Genomic DNA, 20,365 nt, shown 5'->3' on the forward strand with positions numbered 1-20,365 from the left:
CTGTTGCGGGGAGCAAGCATCACAACAAAAAGCCCCGCCACTGCGGGCGGGGCTTAAAGGTTTCAGTCACCTGTTTCGCGCGCGAAACACTATTTCTGGGTAATCCGCCCATCGGTATAGGCCTGATAGGGCCCCTGCGCCGCCAGATATTCCGCCAGGACATCGGCCAGATCTGGACCATAATCATAGGCGTTTTTGTCGTCGCCGGCGAAGATCTTGTAGCCGTCACCGCCATTGCGCACATAGTTGTTGGTCACAACCAGATAGGTCTTGGCCGGATCAATCGGCCCAAAGCCGTCAGCCCCCTGCACCAGAACCTGTTGCACCCGGCCCTCGTTGGCGGCCACGGTGCCATCCCAGGTGAATTTCAGACCCGCCACCTGTGGGAAACGCCCCTTGACCTCTTCCACCTGGCTCACGCCGTTTTCCAGCGCCGCAACCAGGCCTTCGCCAGAGATTTCAAAGGTGGACAGGGTGTTCTGGAACGGCAGCACCGTCAACACCTCGCCCATGGTGACCGCACCGGGTTCAAGACTGGCGCGAATGCCGCCGGAATTGGCAATGGCAATGCTCACCCCCTGGTCCTTGACCCGCGCCAACATGGCATCGGCGATCAGATTGCCCATCTCACATTCCTGAATACGACAGACCGTGCGGTCGCCCTCGACGGCGCTTGCGGCCTCGGCCACCACCTTGTTGCGGATCTCATCCAGCGGCTGCGCCAGCTCCGCGATACGCGCAACCGTGTCGCTGTCCTCTGCCACAGAACCATCCATGATCAGCGGCTCACCTGCGGCCATGGTCACAGTGCCCGCATCATCAAAAGTGACATTGAGCTCACCAAGGAATTTGCCATAGGCATAGGCCTGCACGATGGCCACATCATTGATCATGGTGGGGTATGGACCTGCCGCTTTGTCCGAAACATTCGACAGGTAGGTGTTGGAATGCCCCCCCACGATCACATCCACGCCGGTGGTTTCTGCCGCCACCCGTTTGTCGACCTTGTAGCCAGAATGGCTCAGCACCACGATCTTGTTGACGCCCATCTCGGTCAGCCGGTCCACCTCGCCCTGCACGGCGGCCACCGGATCAGAAAAGGAGATGTTTTTGCCGGGGCTGGCCAGATCATGGGTGTCCTCGGGGGTAAGGCCAATAAGGCCGATCCGTTCGCCGCCCCGCTCAATCACCGTGGATTTTTGCAGCACCTCCGCCAGATGCGGCTCCCCCGAGACATCGGCATTGGACATCAGCACCGGAAAGCCCACCGCATCCATGAACCCACGCAGCACCTCGGGGCCATCGTCAAATTCGTGGTTGCCAACGGTCATGCCATCATAGCCGAGCTTGTTCATCATCTCAGCCGCGACTTTACCCTTGTAGTAGGTATAAAACAGCGAGCCCTGAAACTGATCGCCACCATCCACCAGAATGGAGTTCTCGGCCCGCGCCCGCGCCTCGGCCAGCGCTGTCACCAAACGGGCGGAGCCGCCAAAGCATTTGCCCTCGGCATTGTCGCCATCACGGCAGCCGCTGTCATATTTGCTGATCGGTTCAAACCGCGCGTGGAAATCATTGGTGTGCAGGATCGTCAGCTTGAAATCAGCCGCCGCCATGCCAGCCGTCAGCCCCAATGCCGCGACCGAGGTCAGGAAACGCGTAAACATCATAATCACTCCCATTTTGTCTTTTCTTTGCCCGCAATGGTGCGACCAAAGCGGATGCCAGTCAAAGGGGAAAAACAACTCTGCCGGGTTTCCATAGGGAAACCGCAGGCGCTGGTGCGCAATTTTTGCAAAACGCCACGCGCCCTGTGCCTGCCAGGGTTGGGAATGGCGATCACCTTGCGCTGCTTCGGGCTTGATTCCAACGCGGCAACGGGGCATCAGACCCATATGCTGATCTATAAAATCTTTCGCGCCGACGAATGGTCGGCCCTCCAGGCCCAAGGCGACACCCTTGGCGCCCCCATCGACCTGAGCGACGGGTTCATTCATTTCTCCACCGCCGCGCAGGCCGCCGAGACCGCAGCCAAGCATTTTGCCAATGTGGACGGCTTGTGGCTATTGGCGCTGGACAGTGACGCCCTGGGCGAGGCGCTAAAATGGGAGGTCTCCCGCGGGGGGGCCGAGTTCCCGCATCTCTATCGCAAGATGCTGCTGTCAGAGGTGCTTTGGGCCAAGCCGCTGCCGCTGGTCAAGGGCGTGCATCAATTCCCCGAGGAGATGACCAGAGGAGAGGGTATCAGCGCCTATGTCGATCCAACCCCCGCGCAGTTTGCAGCCTTCAAAGCGCTGGAGCGCGGCCACCCCATCGAGATGCTCAATCTGGTGCGTTTCAAGGCCGAAGCCAGCTACCCAGAAGGTCATCCATTGGCCAATGCGGGGCTGAGCGGGGCTGAAGCCTACAAAAACTACGGCGCCGAATCCGGTCCGATCTTTGCCGGACTGGGGGGCAAGATTGTCTGGCGCGGTGGCTTTGAAACCACCTTGATCGGCCCTGCGGATGAGGCCTGGGACGCGGTTTTTGTCGCCCGTTATCCGGATGCCCATGCCTTTTTGGCGATGGTCACCAATCCTGACTATCAAAAAGCAGTGGTGCACCGGCAGGCGGCTGTTGCCACCTCGCGGCTAATCCGCACCAAACCCGGCGACAGCGGAGCGACGTTTGGATGAAACTCACCGAAAAACTGGCGCTGAAAGCCCTGCACCAAGTAGATCCAGAGCTGGCCCATGGTCTGTCGATCAAGGCGCTCACCGCCGGATTGACCCCGGCCCCCGGCCCGGTCACCTCGCCGCGCCTGACATGCGAGATCGCCGGCATCGCCCTGCCCAACCCGGTTGGTCTGGCGGCTGGCTTTGACAAAAATGCCGAGGCCCTGGCGCCCCTGTCGCAGGCCGGGTTTGGCTTTATCGAGGTGGGCGCCGCCACCCCACGCCCGCAGCCCGGCAACCCCAAGCCGCGCCTGTTTCGCCTGACCGAAGACCGCGCCGCGATCAACCGCTTTGGCTTTAACAATGAGGGCATGGAGGTGATAGCCTCCCGTCTGGCCAAACGCCCGCAACAGGCCGTGATCGGGTTGAACCTCGGCGCCAATAAGGACAGCGAAGATCGCGCTGCCGATTTTGCCCGGGTGCTGGCCCATTGTGGCGCGCATCTGGATTTTGCCACCGTCAATGTGTCGTCTCCAAATACCGAAAAACTGCGCGATCTTCAGGGCAAGGCGGCGCTGTCGGCGCTGCTGCACGGTGTCATTGAAACCCGTGACAGCCTGGAGCACCGGGTACCGGTTTTCCTGAAAATCGCCCCGGATCTGGATCGTGCCGGCATCGAAGATATTGCCGCAGTTGCGGTTGAAACAGGTATCGATGGGGTGATTGCCACCAATACCACACTGTCGCGCGAAGGGCTGCAAAGTGGCCACCGCGATCAGGCTGGTGGGCTGTCCGGCGCGCCCCTGTTTGAGAAATCCACCCGCGTTCTGGCACAACTGTCTGAGCTGCTGGATGGCAAGCTGCCGCTGATTGGCGTTGGCGGCATTTCCGATGCCCAGCAGGCCTATACCAAGATCTGCGCCGGGGCCTCGGCGGTGCAGCTATATACTGCCATGGTCTATGGCGGCCTGTCGTTGGGCGCTGAAATTGCCCAGGGGCTGGACCGGTTGCTGGCCCGCGATGGGTTCGCTTCGGTTGCGGCTGCTGTGGGCTCCAAACGCGGAGACTGGCTATGATAACCTATTGGCACAATCCACGCTGCTCAAAATCCCGCGCCGGGCTGGCGCTGTTTGAGGAAAAAGGCATCGCGCCCGAGGTGCGGCTTTATCTGCAAGATGGCCCGACGCTGGAAGAGCTGCAGGCGGTGCAGGCTGCCTTGGGCCTACCGGCCCTCAAAATGATGCGCACAGGCGAAAAACTCTTTAAGGAGTTGGGCCTGCACAAGGACAGCCCCGAGGCCGAGCTGCTGGCCGCCATGGGGGCCCATCCCATCCTGATTGAGCGCCCGATTGCGATAAAAGCTGACAAAGCCGTAATTGGCCGCCCGACCGAAGCGCTTGAGGCGCTGATCTGATCTAGGCTGCGACCCCGGCTTCCAGTCGGGGGTAGCGCAGCCCCAGGGTCACGGCGCGGGCCAGATTAAGCACAACCAGCGCCGCCCAAAGCCCGTGATTGCCAAAAAGCGGCACCAGGGCAAACAGCACCAGCACATAGATCACCACCGATTGCACCATGGCGCGGCGCATATCGCCGGTCCAGGTGGCACCGATATAGATGCCATCATACATATAGCTGGCCACCGATATGATCGGCAGCAGCGCCGCCCAGATCAGATAGCTGCGCGCCTCGACCCTGACCTCGGGCGCCTTTGCCATCAGATCAATCAGATAGGGCCCACCCAGGGCAAAACCCACTGCCAACAGCACCGCGCAGCCCATCCCCCATTGCGAAGATATCCAGGCCGCTCGGCGCAGGTTGCCCCGGTGTTTTGCACCAATTGCGCCCCCCACCAGGGCCTCGGCGGAAAAGGCAAAGCCATCCAGCGCAAAGGCCGTGATCTCAACAAATTGCAGCAACACCTGATTGGCCGCCAGGGTGACATCACCAAATTTGGCGCCCACAAACAGAAAGGTGGTAAACGACCCGGTCAGCAACACCGAGCGCACCATTATATCGCCATTCACCTGCGCCATGCGGCGGATACGGGCCGGGTCAAACACCCGGGGCCAGTCGCACCACTGCCTGCCCGTAAAGGCGGCGCGGCACAGCCAAAGCCCCAGCAAGACCCCGGTCCATTCCGCAATCAAGGTGGCAATAGCAACGCCTTCAACGCCCCAGCCCAGCCCCAGCACAAACCACAGATCCAGAATGATATTGAGCCCATTCATCCAGATCTGCAGCACAAAAACGCCGCGGGTGTTTTCAACCGCGATCAACCAGCCGGTCACCGCATACAGCGCGATGGTGGCAGGGGCGCCCCAGATGCGGATCTGCAGATAGTCGCGGGCCAGCCCCTCGACCTCGGCGCTGGTGGGCGCCAAAACAAAGGCGCCCCAGAACAGCAGCTTTTGCAACAGGATAAAGCTCAGCCCTGCGGCTGCGGCCAACAGCACGCCCCGCATCAACAGCGCCCCCGTTTCGGCCACATCCCCAGCGCCGCGCGCCTGCGCCACCAAGCCGGTGGTGCCCATGCGCAGGAAGCCAAAGATGAAATAGAGCGTCGCCAGAATCACCGCGCCGATGCCCACGGCCCCAATCGGCGCGGCGGTGCCCATCTGCCCCACCACGCCGGTATCCACTGCGCCCAAAATTGGCACTGTCGCATTGGACAGCACAATGGGCACGGCAATCTTGAGCACCCTTGAATGGGTGATGTCAGCCTGCGACTTGGCCATGGGCGGCGTCTCTTTCTGTTTCACCACTGGCCGCTGTGTAATACCTAGGGACCAGTGATCAGTCTTGCTCAGCTTTTGCCGTCATCCTGCGGCATCAGGAAATGGCCCGTGCCCTGGGCAAAGAGCTTATCCTTGTGATCCTGCCAGGCCTCGACGTGGACCGAAGCATAGCGCCGCCCGGCGCGGCTGATGGTGGCGCGGGCATAGGCATCGCGCGGCAGGCCCGAGCGCAGGTAATCAACGGTAAAGTCGATGGTCTTGGGTTGGCGCGGCACATGGCCCTTAGCCATATCCTCAGGATCCAGCGCGCCGCTCTCAATACGTTCCCACAGATGCGACCAGTTGAGCGAGATCATCGCGGTGATCTCCAGAAAGGCCGCTGTGACCCCGCCGTGGATGGCCGGCAGAAAGGGATTGCCGATATGTTTTTCGTTAAAATTCAGCTGTGCGGTCAGCTCATCGCCGCGGCGATCAAAGGTAACATTCAGAAACTGAATATAGGGCACCGAATCGAGGAGTGCATTCAAAGCCGCATCGCGGCGCTGTTTCACCACCTGGACATGTTCTGGACGGGGACGGCTCAAAATCCATTCTCCACTGTAAAGGCACCAGAGGCTGTGGCCACTGGCCGGTCGGTATCATCGTCAACCGCCACCGCCCGCACAAAGGCTACGTTGCGGGTGATGTGGTGACAAGTGGCGCGGGTGGTGATGGTCTGGCCGGGGGTGGCCGCACGCATGTAATCGATGCGCAGGTCAATTGTCGCGGTCCCACCAGGGGCGTCAGGGTGGCACATCACCGCCGCACCACAACAGGTATCCATCATGGCGGAAACCGCGCCCCCCGCCACCACACCGCTTTGCGGATCCCCGACGAGCTTTGTATCGTAAGGCATGGAAATACGGGCAACTCCATCGCCGATATCTTCCAGCACCAACCCCAGCTCCTTGGCATGGGGAATAGCCTGAATAAACTGACGGGCGAGTTGGGTCTTGTCTGCCATCTGGCTGTTTCCTGTCTTGACTAGAACCTATTTGTGGCCCCGCCCGAAACAAAGAGCAAGCCCACACGTCGCTGGGTGGTTGCACTGGTCAATTCAAGTGCATAGGTTGCGCGCAAGGGAGATGATGGATGACCGAAGAAAGATTGTCATTCAAGGAAATGTGCGCAGCGTTCGACGTTACGCCGCGAACCTTGCGTTACTATGAGTATATTGAGCTGCTGAAGCCAGACCGCGAAGGCCGGTCCCGGTTTTACGGCGCCCGCGAGCGGGCCCGCATGAAACTGATTCTGCGCGGCCGCAGATTTGGGTTTCAGCTGGAAGAAATCCGGCAATGGCTTTTGATTTACGAAAATGAGGGCAACAAAGCCCAGATGCAGACCTTCATCGAAATGGCCGATCGTCAGATAGGAGAGCTGCAACAGCAGCGCGAACAGCTGGACGAGGCCCTGGATGAATTGGGCAGCCTGCGCGCAACCACACAGAGCCTTTTGAAGTAGGCTGCACAGACTCTGAAGACATTTATGGCCCATCCTGCCGACGCGGGGTGGGCCTAATCATTTCTACCCTTTTGGTCTTGTGGCCTGGCGGTCTGGGCCCCTCTATCTGCGCCAGCCAGGGTTGTTTATCAGTGAGAGGCAGTGGCGCCTTGTGGCCCCAAAAGACGCCCCTGCCCCAAAGGGCATAGAGCGCGGCCCGCAACTCTCCGCCGCCTTTGATCACCACACTGCACACATTGAACGCGACCGGTTGACCGCAACCCGGCGTCAAAACCAGTGACAGCTACGTCATCTGAAAAAGTGACGTCGCGTTCAGCTTACGTCAACGTCAAGATAGTGTTGTAAAACACCTCAGACCGTCCCAGCTTGGATGTGCAACCTGACCGCTGCTGATCCGCTGCTGATCCATGGCCGACAAAGAGTGACGACGATGACAGAAGAAGAGACAAAATCGATCCGTGAGATGTGTGATGCCTTTGGCGTCACCCCACGCACCCTGCGCTTTTACGAGGCAAAGGAGCTGTTGTTTCCCCAGCGCGATGGTCAGAAACGACTGTTCACCAAACGCGATGGAGCCCGGCTCAAACTGATCCTGCGCGGCAAACGCTTTGGCTTTAGCCTTGAAGAGATCCGCCAGCTTCTGGATCTCTATCACATCGGCGACCAGCAGGTGACCCAATTGTCGCGCACCTATGAAATCGCCTGCGACCGGCTGGACGACATGGTGCGTCAACGCGACGAGCTGAATGAGGCCATCGAAGAGCTTCAGGACCAGCTGAAATGGGGCGAGAAAGTCATCGCCTCAATGAAACTAGAACAAAAGGCCGCTGAATAGCGCCCTGCCCGCTTTATCCTCTGCCAAAATGGGCACAGGACCACCCTAGAACAGATGTCTCAGACCAACGAGGACCCCGATGCCAGTCTATACCGCCCCCACCAAAGACACCCAGTTCATCCTGCATGACATGTTGAAAGTATCCGAGGCCGCCACCCCCGGCTATGAGGATCTGGAGCGCGACTTTACCGCCGCCATTCTGGAAGAGGCCGGCAAGATCAGCTCTGAGGTTCTGCATCCTTTGAACACCGTTGGCGATCAGGAAGGCTGCAAACTGGAAAACGGCCTGGTCTCGACCCCAACCGGGTTCAAGGCCGCGTTTGAGCAAGTCAAAGCAGGCGGCTGGACCGGGCTGGACATGCCCGAGCAATACGGCGGTCAGAACATGCCCTATGTGCTGGGCACCGCAGTCGGCGAGATGTTCTCCTCTGCCAACCAGGCCTTTGTGATGTACCAGGGTCTGACCCATGGCGCCGCAGCCGCGATCCTGGCCCATGGCACCGACCAGCAAAAAGACACCTACCTGCCCAAGATGGTGTCCTGTGAATGGACCGGCACCATGAACCTGACCGAACCGCACTGCGGCACTGATCTCGGGCTCATGCGCACCAAGGCAGAGCCACAGGACGACGGCAGCTATAAGGTTTCCGGCCAGAAGATCTTTATCTCGGCGGGCGACCATGACATGGCCGACAATATCATCCACCTGGTGCTGGCCAAGATCCCCGGCGGCCCTGAAGGCATCAAGGGTGTGTCGCTGTTTATCGTGCCCAAATTTGTGGTCAAAGAAGATGGCACAGCAGGGGCGCGCAATGGCGTGTCCGTCGGCAATATCGAGAAAAAGATGGGCATCCACGGCAACTCGACCTGTGTGATGAACTACGACGAAGCCACCGGCTATCTGCTGGGCGACACCCACAAGGGCATGCGCGCCATGTTCACCATGATGAACGAAGCCCGTATTGGCGTCGGCATGCAGGGTGTGTCCCAGGCCGAAGCCGCCTATCAAAACGCGGTGGAATACGCCAAGGACCGCCTGCAGGGCCGCGATGTCACCGGCGCTAAAAACCCCGATGGCCCCGCTGACCCGCTGATCGTACACCCGGATATCCGTCGCTCGCTGATGGACCAGAAAAGCTTTATTGAAGGCGGCCGTGCCTTCCTGCTTTGGGGCGCAAACATGATCGACCAGGCCCACCGCGACGGCAACAAAGATGCCGACGGTCTGGTCTCACTGTTGACCCCGGTCATCAAGGGCTTCCTCACCGATGAGGGCTACGACATGACCGTCAAGGCGCAACAGGTTTTTGGCGGCCACGGCTACATCGAAGAACATGGCATGAGCCAGTACACCCGTGACGCCCGCATTGCGCAGATCTATGAAGGTGCCAACGGGGTTCAGGCGCTGGATCTGGTGGGCCGCAAACTGGCAGTGGATGGCGGCAAGCACCTGATGGGCTTCTTTGAGCTGGTCAAAACCTTCTGCAAAGACAACGCAGAGCTGAGCGAAGACTACGCCAAGAGCTACATCGCCCCGCTCAAGTCAGCCTCCAAAGACCTGCAGGCCGCCTCGATGTATTTCATGCAAAACGGCATGAAAAACCCCAACAACGCCCTGTCCGGGTCTTATGATTTCATGCATATGTTCGGTCATGTCTGCCTGGGCCTGATGTGGGCGCAGATGGGCAAAGCCGCCATCGAAGCCCTTGACGCAGGGGCCTCTGACGCGGCGTTCTATGAGACAAAAATCGCCACTGGCCGGTACTATATGGCACGGAGGCTGCCCGCCACCAAACTGCATCTGGCCCGCATTGAAACCGGCGCCGATACAGTGATGGCACTGGATGCGGCAAGCTTCTGATCCATAAAACACCACCGGGCCTCCCCTGCACAGCGTCAGGGGGTGCTCGATCCGGTCCGGGGCTTTGACCAACGTGCTGTAAGGAGCCTCCATGCCCAAACGTTTCCGCCTCACCCGCCGCTTTCCCGTCGCCATGACAGAGGATGGCTATCGCAGGCTGAAACGCTTTGCCGCCGAGGCCGGACTGGACGAAGGCGAAGCCCTGTCATTTCTGTTCGAAAATTTCGACAGCGTGACAGATCAAGAAAACCTTGGACACCGGCTGCGACTGTTCAACAGCGCGCTGGAAGACCGCAAAAGATAAGGGCCCGGCGCACGGCGCGCCAAGACGGGCCAATGGGAGCAACATGACCACTGAGACGCGTTCCGCCTGGATGACTGACGAACACCAGATGCTTGCTGATATGACAGCACAGTTCATTACCAATGAATGGATGCCCAAATACGAGACATGGCGCAAACAGGGTATGATGGACCGCGAGACCTGGAACCAGGCCGGCGAGCTGGGCCTGCTCTGCCCCTCCATCCCCGAAGAATACGGCGGCGTCGGCGGTGACTTCGGCCATGAGGCCGCCATCCTGATCGAAGGCAGCCGGGCCAATCTTGCCAGCTGGGGTCATGGTATCCATTCCGGCATCGTCGCCCATTACATCCTGCAATACGGCACCGAAGAGCAGAAAAAACGCTGGCTGCCCAAGATGATCAGCGGCGAGCTGGTCGGGGCCCTGGCGATGACAGAACCCTCCACCGGGTCCGATGTACAGCGGATCAAGACCAAGGCAATCCGCGATGGCAATGCCTATCGGCTATCGGGTCAAAAAACCTTCATCACCAATGGACAACATGCCAATCTCATCCTGGTGGCGGCCAAAACCGACCCCAGCCTCGGGTCCAAGGGTGTGTCGCTGGTGGCGCTGGAAACCGATGGCGCCGAAGGATTCGCCCGCGGACGCAACCTGGAAAAGGTCGGGATGCACGCGGCAGATACATCCGAGCTGTTCTTTGACAATGTCGAGATCCCACCGGAAAACATCCTGGGCCAGGAAGAGGGCAAGGGCTTTTATCAGATGATGCAGCAGCTGCCGCAGGAACGTCTGATCATCGCTTGCGGCGCAGTTGGCGCCATGGAGGGCGCAGTTGCGCGCACCATCGCCTATTGCAAGGAACGCGAAGCTTTTGGCGGCCCGCTGACCCAATTCCAGAACACCCGTTTCAAACTGGTGGAATGCCTGACCAAAACCAAAGTCGCCCGGGCCTTTCTTGATGAATGCATGGTAGAACACCTGCAAGGCAAGCTGACGGTCGAAAAGGCCGCAATGGCCAAATATTGGATCACAGACACCCAGGGCGAAGTCCTGGACGACTGCCTGCAGATGCACGGCGGCTATGGGTTCATGCAGGAATATGCGGTCGCAGAGATGTGGACTGACGCCCGGGTGCAACGCATCTACGGTGGCACCAATGAAATCATGAAGGAACTGATTGGCAGGTCACTGTGACCCAACACAGATTTCCCCCAACTGGATCTGATGGATGCCTCCGGCGGAGGTATTTAAGGCAAGATGAAATCAACGGCGCGTCCCTGCCCCCAAGCCTTCGCCAAATGGGCAGGGACGACTTCACCTTACGCGGTCATCGGCTCCTCAGCCTGTACCGCGCCACAACATTAGCACACTACCAGAGGGAGAGTGTTAATTCTCTTTCATCTTACTCAAAATACCTCACGGGGGTCCGGGGGTGTGAAACCCCCGGCACCACATTGGCGACAAGGAGAACAACGTGACGATTAAACTGCATTGTTTTGGCGAGTCGGGTCATTCCTACAAAGCGGCGCTGGCGCTCGAGTTGTCGGGTTTGGACTGGGCGCCCGTATTTGTTGATTTTTTTGCCGGGCAGCATCGCGGTGAGGACTATCGCAACCTAAATGTCATGGCAGAGGCTCCGGTGCTGATTGACGGTGACATCCGCCTGTCACAGTCCGGAGTTATCCAGCAGTATATCACCGATCAGACCGGAAAGTTTGGCGGCGCGCCCGACGAGAAATATGAGGTTCTGCGCTGGGTCCTCTGGGATAACCACAAGCTTTCCAGCCAGGTTGGAATGACGCGGTTTCTGATGAACTTCCTGCCTGAAGACAAACGCCCCAAAGATGTGATCGGCTTTATGCAGGGGCGCCTAAAAGCTGCTTTTGCCACTTTGGAGAACCAACTCAGGGGGCGCGACTGGCTGGTGGGCAACGGCATGACAAATGCTGATCTCACCTGCTGCGGCTACCTGTTCTATGATGAGCCTTTTGGCTTTGACCGCAAGGACTACCCCAATATCGACGCCTGGCTGACGCGCATCAGTGAAACGCCCGGCTGGAAACATCCCTATGATCTAATGCCCGGCAATCCGTCGGACCGCGCTTGAGGAGACACTCATGACCGAAGCTTATATTTACGATGCCATCCGCACCCCGCGTGGCAAGGGCCGCAAGGACGGCGCCTTGCACGAGGTCACCTCGGTGCGCCTGTCAGCTTTGACGCTAAACGCGCTGAAAGAGCGCAACAATCTGGAAGGCCATGCGGTCGAAGACGTGATCTGGGGCAATGTTACCCAGGTGATGGAACAGGGCGGCTGCCTGGCGCGCTCGGCAGTGCTGGCCTCGGATCTGGACCAGAGCATTCCCGGTCTGGCCATCAACCGGTTTTGTGCCTCCGGCATGGAAGCGGTCAACCTTGCCGCCAACCAGGTAAAGGGCGGCGCTGGCCAGGCCTATATCGCGGGCGGTGTCGAAATGATGGGCCGCGTTGCCATGGGCTCGGATGGCGCTGCCATCGCAGTCGATCCCAGCCTGGCGATGGAGACCTATTTTGTCCCCCAAGGTATTTCGGCCGATATTATCGCGACCGAATATGGGTTCACCCGCGAGCAGGCCGATGCCCTGGCGGTGGAAAGCCAGCGTCGCGCCAAAGCGGCCTGGGATGACAACCGGTTTGCCAAATCAGTGATCACCGTGCGCGACCAGAACGGTATCGCCATTCTGGACCATGACGAATACATGCGCCCCGGCACCGATATGCAGTCGCTTGGCGCGCTAAATGCCTCGTTCCAGATGATGGGCGAGCAGATGCCCGGTTTTGACAAGGTGGCGATGCTGAAATACCCGCATCTGGAACGGATCAACCACATCCACCACGCGGGGAATTCCTCTGGCATCGTTGATGGCTCTGCTGCCGTGCTGATCGGCAACAAGGAATTTGGCGAGCAATATGGCCTGAAGCCACGGGCGCGCATCAAGGCCACCGCCAAGATTGGCACCGACCCCACCATCATGCTGACCGGTCCGGTGCCTGTGACCCAGAAGATCCTGGCTGACAACGGCATGGTGATTTCCGACCTGGATCTGTTTGAAGTCAATGAGGCTTTTGCTTCCGTTGTGATGCGCTTCCAGCAGGCCTTTGACGTGGATCCGGCCGTGGTCAACCCCAATGGCGGCTCCATCGCCATGGGTCACCCACTGGGCGCCACCGGCGCGATGATCATTGGCACCCTGCTGGATGAGTTGGAGCGTCAGGATAAGGAAATGGGTCTGGCCACACTCTGCATCGCCTCTGGCATGGGGGCCGCCACCATCATCGAGCGCGTCTGATGCCCAAGCTGGATCTGGCCCAAATCCCCTATCAAGGCGGCTCTGGCTACCCAGGAAAGCTGGCTGAGGCGGTCTCTGGCCGTTCCAGCCAGCGCATCGGAGATGCCAGCGGTTTGAGCCAGTTTGGCGTCAACATCGTGCGGCTGGAACCCGGTGGCCTGTCTTCGCTGCGCCACTATCACATGCAGCAGGATGAATTCCTGGTGATGCTAAGCGGTGCCTGCATCCTGATCGACGATCAGGGCGAGCACGCGATGCAGCCCGGTGATTGCGCCAGTTTTCCAGCCGGTGAGGCCAATGGCCATCACCTGAAAAATAACACCGACGCGCCGGCCACATTCCTGGTGGTGGGCACGCGGACCCCGACTGAAACCGCTTATTACAGCGATATCGACATGATGGTAGAGATGGACGCCGAGGGCTCCTCCTTTACCCGTAAAGACGGCAGCCCGCTGACGGCTGACCAGATCGGAGACGAGACATGAGTGAGTTTACGCTTTCCAAGGACGCCGACGGCGTCGCAACAATCACCTGGGATGTGCCCGGCAAAACCATGAACGTGATGTCCTTTGACGGGCTCACCCAGCTGGAGGCCTGCATTGACGACGCCCTGGCGGATGACGCGGTCAAAGGCGTGGTGATCACCTCTGGCAAAGAGGGCACATTTGCCGGCGGCATGGACCTGAACCTGCTGGCGGTGATGAAAGAAGAAGCCGGTGACGATCCCGCACGCGGTGTCTTTGAAGGCACCATGAAAATGCACGCCCTGCTGCGCAAGATCGAACTGGCCGGCATGGATCTGAAAACCAAAAAAGGCGGCAAGCCAATTGCAGCCGCCCTGCCCGGCACCGCTGCGGGTATCGGCATGGAGCTGCCGCTGGCAACACATCGGATTTTTGCCGCAGAGAACCCAAAGGCCAAATACGGCCTGCCGGAAATCATGGTTGGCATCTTCCCCGGTGCCGGCGGCACCACCCGCATGGTGCGCAAGGTTGGCGCTATTGCTGCAGCCCCACTGCTGCTGGAAGGCAAGATGCTGGACGTGAAAAAGGCCAAGGGTGCGGGCTACGTGGATGAGATCGCTGCCGATCCCGTTGCCGCTGCCAAGGAGTGGGTGCTGAACGCCTCTGGGGCCGATCTGGTGAAACCTTGGGATGCCAAAGGCTACAAGATGCCCGGTGGCGCCCCCTATCACCCTGCCGGTTTCATGAACTTTGTTGGTGCCTCTGCCATGGTGCACGGAAAAACCCAGGGCGCCTTCCCAGCCGCCAAGGCGCTGCTGTCAGCCGTCTATGAGGGCGCGCTGGTTGATTTTGACACCGCGCTCAAGATTGAGGCCCGCTGGTTTACTAGCGTTTTGATGAACCCCTCCTCCGGCGCAATGATCCGCTCGCTGTTCATCAACAAGGAAGCGCTGGAAAAAGGCGCAGTCCGCCCCAAGGACATTCCCGATCAGCGCGTCAAAAAACTGGGCGTGCTGGGCGCTGGCATGATGGGTGCCGGCATTGCGCTGGTGTCGGCTCAGGCCGGTATCGAAGTGGTTCTGGTGGACCGCGATCAGGAGGCTGCCGACAAGGGCAAGGCCTATACCGAAAGCTACCTCGACAAAGGCATGAAGCGCGGCAAGGTCATCGCCGAAAAGAAAGAGGCGATGCTGTCGCGCATCACCGCAACCCCTGATCTGGACGCCCTGAAAGGTTGCGATCTGATCATCGAAGCGGTCTTTGAAGACCCAGCCGTCAAGGCCGACATGACCAAAAAGGTCGAGGCGATCATCCCCGATGATTGCATCTTTGCCTCCAACACCTCGACCCTGCCGATCTCGGATCTGGCCAAGGCCTCGGTGCGCCCGGAGCAATTCATCGGCATTCACTTCTTCTCGCCGGTTGAAAAAATGCTGCTGGTGGAAATCATCAAAGGCAAGGAAACAGGCGACCGTGCCGTGGCCAAGGCGCTGGACTATGTGCGCCAGATCAAGAAGACGCCGATCGTCGTCAATGACGCGCGCTTCTTCTATGCCAACCGCTGCATCATTCCCTACGTGAATGAAGGCGCGCGGATGATCACCGAAGGTGTTTCGCCAGTGCTGATCGACAATGCCGCGCGCCAGCTTGGCTTCCCGGTTGGTCCCATTCAGCTGACGGATGAGACCTCGATTGATCTGGGCGCCAAGATTGCTCGCGCCACCAAGGCCGCCATGGGCAATGCCTACCCTGACAGCCCGGCTGACGACATGATTTTCTGGATGGAAGATCTGGGCCGCCTGGGCCGCAAATCCAACGCGGGCTTCTTTGACTACGATGAAAAGGGCAAGCGCACCGGCTATTGGAAAGGCATGCAGGACAAATACCCGCTGCTGGAAGACCAGCCTGACCTCATCGAGGTGCAGGAACGTCTGATGTTTGCCCAGGTGCTTGAGGCCGTGCGGGCGCTGGAAGAAGGCGTGCTGGAAGACATCCGCGAAGGCGACGTGGGCGCGGTTCTGGCCTGGGGCTTTGCCCCATGGTCCGGCGGCCCGCTCAGCTGGCTCGACATCATCGGCACGCCCTATGCGGCCGAACGCTGCGACCAGCTGACCGCAGCCTACGGCGAGCGCTTTGCCTGCCCCGACCTGCTGCGTGAGATGGCCGCCAAAGGCCAAACCTTCTACGGCCGCTTCAACCCGGATGCGGCTTCGGCGGCCTAAAGCCTCCCCCCGATCCGACGACACAAACGCCGCCCCCCATGCATTTGGGGGGCGGTATTTTTATGCCCGGAAGATCTCTGAAAGCAACCCTCAGACTATTTATGGGCAAAGTCTGAAACCTGAACAAAATGCTACCTGTGAGACCGGTACAACGACCACTCCCAGCCCAAACCGGCCTCAGCACAGTACATGAGGGTGAGAGGGAAGCGGACGTTCATAGCAATCGGCATGCTTGTCAACCTAACGGATTTTTGTCGCATCCATTTTCAATCTCGCGTAACTTTGTTCTGCAAACTCATTCAAGGAAAAGTTCAGATGCCAGGCCTTGCGAATCCAGTTCTTGAAAGTATCGATTGGGGGCATTCCGCGAGAAATATCGAAGTTGACTCACGAAGTGATTTCATTTTGGCACCTCATCTAGATATCGTATTTCGGGACAAGTCCGCCGATCTGATTGAGCAACTGAAGTCTAGACTTTCTGCTGGTAGCTTCGAACCTCAGTTACCCATAACAATCGGCGCACCCAAGCAAGGCGTTTTAACACGTCCCGGTTCAATCCTCCTGCCGCAAGACCGCTTACTATATCAGGGTCTCCTTGAAGACATGCTGCCCGAAATTGAAGCTCAGTTTGATCGGACGCGTTCGTTTAGCCACGTACCTTCTGGTGAGGCGGATCGTTTGTTCGAGCCTTCTTTTGAAGGCTGGAATACTTTTCAACGAAGATTCGAAGCAATTTGCGGAGACTCAGCGTTTGTCCTGCAATGTGATGTCGCAAACTACTTTGACACCCTTCCACAGCATAACCTCATTAACGCCTTAGAAGGCTGTGGGTGTCGTACCGAGAGCGTAAGGCTCATGGAAAAACTATTGTCGGCCTACAGGCAGAAAAGCTCTCAAGGTATTATCCAAGGGGTTTTTCCTTCTGATGTTCTTGGAAATTTCTACCTTACTGATTTTGATGCATACTGTAGCTTGGTTGATCGCCCTTCTGCTAGGTATGTCGATGATTTTTACATTGGATTTCAAACCGAATTAGACGCCAAAATCTTCCTGAACGGGATGATAGAAAGAATGCGTAAAGTCGGATTGGCGCTGAACCCGATGAAGACGCGAATCTGTGCATCACAAGAACTTCTATTTGAGCATCGGGAGGTGGATCGACTTTTCGGAGAAGCCAGAGACGAAGTTGAAGCCGCGCGCGATCTCGTTGAAAATGGCGGCTATGGTTTTCAAGGCGATTGGATAAACTCGGATGACGTGGAAGAGGCAATTGCTGATGGGTTGGATGAAGAACTACTCGCCGTCCGTGCTCTACTAGATTATCCAGACGAAACTCAAGAGCTTGCGGAAAAGATAGATAGATTTGCCTTACCCTATCTGAGGGCCGCAGGCGACGACTACGGTGTCGAGAGAGCTTTCAATGGTTTGACGCACCGGCCACACCTTACACGCCAATATTTCTCATATCTCAACCATTTCGCACGGATACATCCTGATGTCCGACTTAGAATAGAAGGTTTGATCCGTGCGAATGGCTTTCATCTTGACTACCAGAGAATGTACCACATGGCAGGTATAATGGCGTGCAATACGGTATCTGCTGATGCAGTAGCCCATGTCATGTCTTGGTTTCGAAACCGCCGGATAGGTGGGCATACCCGCGCGATTGCGGCGGTTTTTGCATGCAAGTTTGGAACTGCTCGAGAGAGGCGTGAAATTCGGGCAGCTTACGATGAAGAGGTTCCCTACGTGCAAGCCGCGATTCTCTATAGTTCCCAGTTTTTTACAGTTGCTGAGAAGCGGACGATGAAAACGGCGTGGAAAGGTCACTCTGATCTCAACGCACTGATATCAGCGGCAATTTGATTGTATGCTTCAAAGTTTTCCGATTAAGCGCTTTGTCTGCTTTGAATCGTGAACTGTCGACTTTGGCATGCTCCTAGATGTCACCAATGTGACGTTCGCAGAACTTAGCAAAGCACGCGACTTGTGCCAAGCAGCCGCAGGACCAGAAACATCCCAGTTTTTTGAAAGTTGAATGAGGGCTAGAATGGCGCAAAGCAGATATGAAGAACTTCAACAGATAACGAAGAAATATGGGGATGAAACTTGGAGTTTCCATAAGATGGTGAAGGACATTGGCCCCATGATTTTGGAGGCATATATTTCCTATCTCGGTGGGCCGAAGACGGCTGCAGTTGCAGTCCCACCAAGCGACGGTTTTGACCCGAGAATATGCTACCGAGGAGAAGCCTTTGACTGCTATGGGAATGGCACATTGTTTCTCGAACCGATCCGCATGGGTGTCTGCACTGAAATAGGGAATTTGTTGGACAGTGGGGCAACATGGGTTCGCACGATCCTAGTATTTCACCCCTCTTCGGGTGGACTACGCCTCACAGTGGGCAATCGTGAACGCCGCTTCCAAGTCGCCGCTCACTCGAAGTCAGTGTCATCCGAAATATGTGAAGCGATTTTCCAAGATGCTCGGGAAGCTTTCTCGCTTGAACTAGATGAAGCTCAAGGTCGTTCAACCATCGGGTTTATCACGTAACATGGTCAAGTTGGGGTTTGTCGTTTAGCTGGGCTCAGAACATCCAGCATTGCCGTTTGACTGAATGTCCGCTTCGGAGAACCGTCCGGACTTTGCAAAGGTCGCTACCTGCGCATTGCTGAGATTGAGTTCGGTGCCGCATCTGGTAAGATTTCAGAGCGGGCCTTTTGTGCCCCCACCGATTGCGGCTTTTGCAACGTCTGCAGCATGGCCATTCGCAGGCCCGGCAGGAAACGGACCTTTGTAAACAAAACAGCCCAAAGCGCGCAGGCTTTGGGCAGCTTGTGATCAGGTTTACAGCCCGGTCTGGGCCCAAAATCGTGGCGTATTACATCTGAAAGGCACCTGGAGACGTCATTGGCAGTGCGCCAGTCATCATCACAGCCTCGGCGGTGGTCATCGCCTCGATCAGGGCACAGGCCTCTTCGATGGGCAATACCTTGTAGATGTCCTCTTGCAGATCGACCCCGATGGTCAGCAGGTCGCGCGGTGCCGGGCAATATCCCAGCAGACCTGCCTCAAGGTAGATCACCTCATCCTGTTCAAAACGCGGCGTGATCAGTTGCAAGTGATTGTCCGGATGCAACCGGCAAATTCCCCGGTAGCCCTCCAGGGTCGAGGCTGGCACTACGGCAAAGGGGTCGCCCTGGTGATCCTCGATCAGGTCGCTTTCCATCAGCACGCCCTGATCGGGCATCAGCCACATGGGCACCCGGTTGTTCAGCGCATCGCGGGGGATATGCATGGGGCAGCGGGTCGGGTCGATCTCCCCCGCTTCCAGCTGCACGGTCTCGCGCACCATTTCGACCACGGTCTGCATGCCATGATCAAAGGTCAGCACCTTGTCGCCGGCACAGAGCGCCTCAACCGGGCGCCAGCCCAGGTTCGACGCCACATGGGTGCCGCTGAGAAACCCGCCCTGACCTACAGAAACAGGCGGAACCGACAGTTCTGCGCCAAAGCTCAGGCGTTTTTGAAACCAATCCAGCATTTCGATCTCTCCTCTGCGGCGGCACAGTCACCCTGGGGGCGAAAGTGCTGCTATCCTTGTCTGGCCAGTCAAACCGGAGAGAATCTATGGTGCGATCTCACGTGGTTGGACGGCCTGTTTGATCCAAGGCTAGGTCGAAATCGTTAAAAGAATATTCAAATCGTATTATTTCTTCTCGGCAGGCCTGGGCAAGTGCCTCTTGGGTCTGCTCATCATAGTAGCCGCGCCAGTCCCGGTGCCGCTCAGAAGTGTTTTCACGGGGCAGTTCCAGCGTGAATCCGAGGTGATCAAACAGCGGCGCGGCATCGGTGCTGAACTGTTCCAGCCGGATATAAAGCTGGCACTGCTCGCGACCATCCGCCCGGCGCATATAGCTGGGTGCGCTGTGGGTTTCAAAGCTGCGCAGGATCACTGGATGCAGTATAAAATCTTTAAATTCCAACCTCTTGGAAAGCAAAACTGCCGGATGGTCAAAGCCCTGCCCCCGCAGCCAGTGATAGTAGCTCACCGCGCGATCCCAGGGATTGCGCACCAGAGTAAAGGTGAAGAGGTCGCGCATCTCCTGCTCGGGGATCAGCCCGGTGAGATCGGCAAGGGTGGAGTGTTTCCACAAGCGGCCCGCCGTTTTCACCCCCTGCAAACGGCGACGGCGTTTGCTGGCCTTTGGGGTATCCCCCAGCATCATATCGTCGCGCATGGCCCGCGCCTCCAGCGCCAAAGCCAGGGCCGTGCCGCCGGTTTTGGGGATATGTATGAACAGAAATTTACGGCCGCGTGACAGGATCATGGCATCAGGCTACGCCATCCCAAGGCAGAAGAAAACGCCTGCGGACTGGTCGCTAAGACGCACTTAGCTACTGGTCTGCGGCGTTGCCTCGCCCTGCGCTGTTGGTACTTTGTGGTGGCGATGACATC

At 58.1% G+C, this 20,365-nt stretch carries 20 protein-coding genes and 1 pseudogene; 15 read left to right on the plus strand and 6 right to left on the minus strand.

The features are described 5' to 3' along the window. Positions 1 to 89: 89 nt before the first annotated feature. Positions 90 to 1,667 carry a bifunctional metallophosphatase/5'-nucleotidase gene (locus QZ268_RS01770; RefSeq protein ID WP_295447321.1) on the minus strand — a complete coding sequence of 526 codons (1,578 nt, stop codon included), beginning with the start codon at positions 1,665 to 1,667 and terminating at the stop codon, positions 90 to 92. A 228-nt stretch (positions 1,668 to 1,895) separates the two neighbouring features. Here QZ268_RS01770 and QZ268_RS01775 point away from each other — a divergent pair. From QZ268_RS01775 to arsC, 4 genes and pseudogenes are all read left to right on the plus strand, one after another. Continuing rightward, positions 1,896 to 2,228 (plus strand): annotated as a pseudogene (locus tag QZ268_RS01775) (DUF952 domain-containing protein); the annotation flags it as partial. A 15-nt stretch (positions 2,229 to 2,243) separates the two neighbouring features. Further along, complete coding sequence (locus QZ268_RS01780; protein WP_295447324.1) at positions 2,244 to 2,675, plus strand: DUF1330 domain-containing protein; 432 nt, start codon at positions 2,244 to 2,246, stop codon at positions 2,673 to 2,675. Next, positions 2,672 to 3,730 (plus strand): quinone-dependent dihydroorotate dehydrogenase, encoded by a 1,059-nt coding sequence (locus QZ268_RS01785; protein WP_295447194.1) that lies wholly within the window; start codon positions 2,672 to 2,674, stop codon positions 3,728 to 3,730. The genes QZ268_RS01780 and QZ268_RS01785 overlap by 4 nt, the downstream gene beginning before the upstream one ends. Continuing rightward, positions 3,727 to 4,068: an arsenate reductase (glutaredoxin) gene (gene arsC, locus QZ268_RS01790; protein ID WP_295447197.1), complete on the plus strand. Its 342-nt coding sequence runs from the start codon at positions 3,727 to 3,729 to the stop codon at positions 4,066 to 4,068. The genes QZ268_RS01785 and arsC overlap by 4 nt, the downstream gene beginning before the upstream one ends. Before the next feature lies 1 nt (position 4,069). On the opposite strand, the gene QZ268_RS01795 is transcribed toward arsC, so the two are convergent. The 3 genes from QZ268_RS01795 to QZ268_RS01805 form a co-directional block, all read right to left on the minus strand. Beyond that, a complete protein-coding gene (locus tag QZ268_RS01795) occupies positions 4,070 to 5,389 on the minus strand; it encodes an MATE family efflux transporter (RefSeq protein ID WP_295447199.1) in 1,320 nt (439 codons plus the stop codon). Between the two features lie 68 nt (positions 5,390 to 5,457). Continuing rightward, a complete protein-coding gene (locus tag QZ268_RS01800; RefSeq protein ID WP_295447201.1) occupies positions 5,458 to 5,973 on the minus strand; it encodes a PaaI family thioesterase in 516 nt (171 codons plus the stop codon). Then, a complete protein-coding gene (locus QZ268_RS01805) occupies positions 5,970 to 6,392 on the minus strand; it encodes a PaaI family thioesterase (protein ID WP_295447203.1) in 423 nt (140 codons plus the stop codon). The genes QZ268_RS01800 and QZ268_RS01805 overlap by 4 nt, the downstream gene beginning before the upstream one ends. 128 nt (positions 6,393 to 6,520) lie before the next feature. On the opposite strand from QZ268_RS01805, the gene QZ268_RS01810 reads away from it, so the two are divergent. The 11 genes from QZ268_RS01810 (at position 6,521) to QZ268_RS01860 (ending at position 18,459) form a co-directional block, all read left to right on the plus strand. Next, positions 6,521 to 6,889, plus strand: coding sequence for a MerR family DNA-binding transcriptional regulator (locus QZ268_RS01810; RefSeq protein WP_295447205.1), 369 nt, complete (start codon positions 6,521 to 6,523; stop codon positions 6,887 to 6,889). Between the two features lie 430 nt (positions 6,890 to 7,319). Then, a complete protein-coding gene (locus tag QZ268_RS01815; RefSeq protein WP_295447207.1) occupies positions 7,320 to 7,724 on the plus strand; it encodes a MerR family DNA-binding transcriptional regulator in 405 nt (134 codons plus the stop codon). 79 nt (positions 7,725 to 7,803) lie between these two features. Then, the gene (locus QZ268_RS01820; protein WP_295447209.1) at positions 7,804 to 9,585 is read left to right on the plus strand and encodes an acyl-CoA dehydrogenase C-terminal domain-containing protein; all 1,782 of its coding nucleotides are present in this window, start codon (positions 7,804 to 7,806) and stop codon (positions 9,583 to 9,585) included. Between the two features lie 91 nt (positions 9,586 to 9,676). Next, a complete protein-coding gene (locus QZ268_RS01825; RefSeq protein ID WP_027239884.1) occupies positions 9,677 to 9,889 on the plus strand; it encodes a hypothetical protein in 213 nt (70 codons plus the stop codon). Positions 9,890 to 9,932: 43 nt separating this feature from the next. Continuing rightward, positions 9,933 to 11,084, plus strand: a complete 1,152-nt coding sequence (locus tag QZ268_RS01830; protein ID WP_295447214.1) for an acyl-CoA dehydrogenase family protein — start codon at positions 9,933 to 9,935, stop codon at positions 11,082 to 11,084. Positions 11,085 to 11,364: 280 nt separating this feature from the next. After that, positions 11,365 to 11,997: a glutathione S-transferase gene (locus tag QZ268_RS01835; RefSeq protein WP_295447216.1), complete on the plus strand. Its 633-nt coding sequence runs from the start codon at positions 11,365 to 11,367 to the stop codon at positions 11,995 to 11,997. Positions 11,998 to 12,007: 10 nt separating this feature from the next. Continuing rightward, the gene (locus QZ268_RS01840; protein ID WP_295447218.1) at positions 12,008 to 13,219 is read left to right on the plus strand and encodes an acetyl-CoA C-acetyltransferase; all 1,212 of its coding nucleotides are present in this window, start codon (positions 12,008 to 12,010) and stop codon (positions 13,217 to 13,219) included. Beyond that, positions 13,219 to 13,704, plus strand: coding sequence for a cupin domain-containing protein (locus QZ268_RS01845; protein ID WP_295447220.1), 486 nt, complete (start codon positions 13,219 to 13,221; stop codon positions 13,702 to 13,704). The genes QZ268_RS01840 and QZ268_RS01845 overlap by 1 nt, the downstream gene beginning before the upstream one ends. Continuing rightward, on the plus strand, positions 13,701 to 15,905 hold the full coding sequence (locus QZ268_RS01850) for a 3-hydroxyacyl-CoA dehydrogenase NAD-binding domain-containing protein (RefSeq protein WP_295447222.1): 2,205 nt from the start codon (positions 13,701 to 13,703) through the stop codon (positions 15,903 to 15,905). The genes QZ268_RS01845 and QZ268_RS01850 overlap by 4 nt, the downstream gene beginning before the upstream one ends. A 315-nt stretch (positions 15,906 to 16,220) precedes the next feature. Further along, positions 16,221 to 17,771, plus strand: coding sequence for an RNA-directed DNA polymerase (locus tag QZ268_RS01855; RefSeq protein ID WP_295447224.1), 1,551 nt, complete (start codon positions 16,221 to 16,223; stop codon positions 17,769 to 17,771). A 184-nt stretch (positions 17,772 to 17,955) separates the two neighbouring features. Beyond that, positions 17,956 to 18,459: a hypothetical protein gene (locus tag QZ268_RS01860; RefSeq protein ID WP_295447226.1), complete on the plus strand. Its 504-nt coding sequence runs from the start codon at positions 17,956 to 17,958 to the stop codon at positions 18,457 to 18,459. A 328-nt stretch (positions 18,460 to 18,787) separates the two neighbouring features. Here the strand turns inward: QZ268_RS01860 and QZ268_RS01865 are convergent, their stop codons facing one another. Then, positions 18,788 to 19,450 (minus strand): Hint domain-containing protein, encoded by a 663-nt coding sequence (locus QZ268_RS01865; RefSeq protein WP_295447228.1) that lies wholly within the window; start codon positions 19,448 to 19,450, stop codon positions 18,788 to 18,790. Positions 19,451 to 19,547: 97 nt separating this feature from the next. Beyond that, complete coding sequence (locus tag QZ268_RS01870) at positions 19,548 to 20,237, minus strand: sulfotransferase family 2 domain-containing protein (RefSeq protein WP_295447230.1); 690 nt, start codon at positions 20,235 to 20,237, stop codon at positions 19,548 to 19,550. Positions 20,238 to 20,365 lie beyond the last annotated feature (128 nt).

The sequence above is a fragment of the uncultured Pseudophaeobacter sp. genome (assembly GCA_905479575.1).
Taxonomy (GTDB): Bacteria; Pseudomonadota; Alphaproteobacteria; order Rhodobacterales; family Rhodobacteraceae; genus Pseudophaeobacter.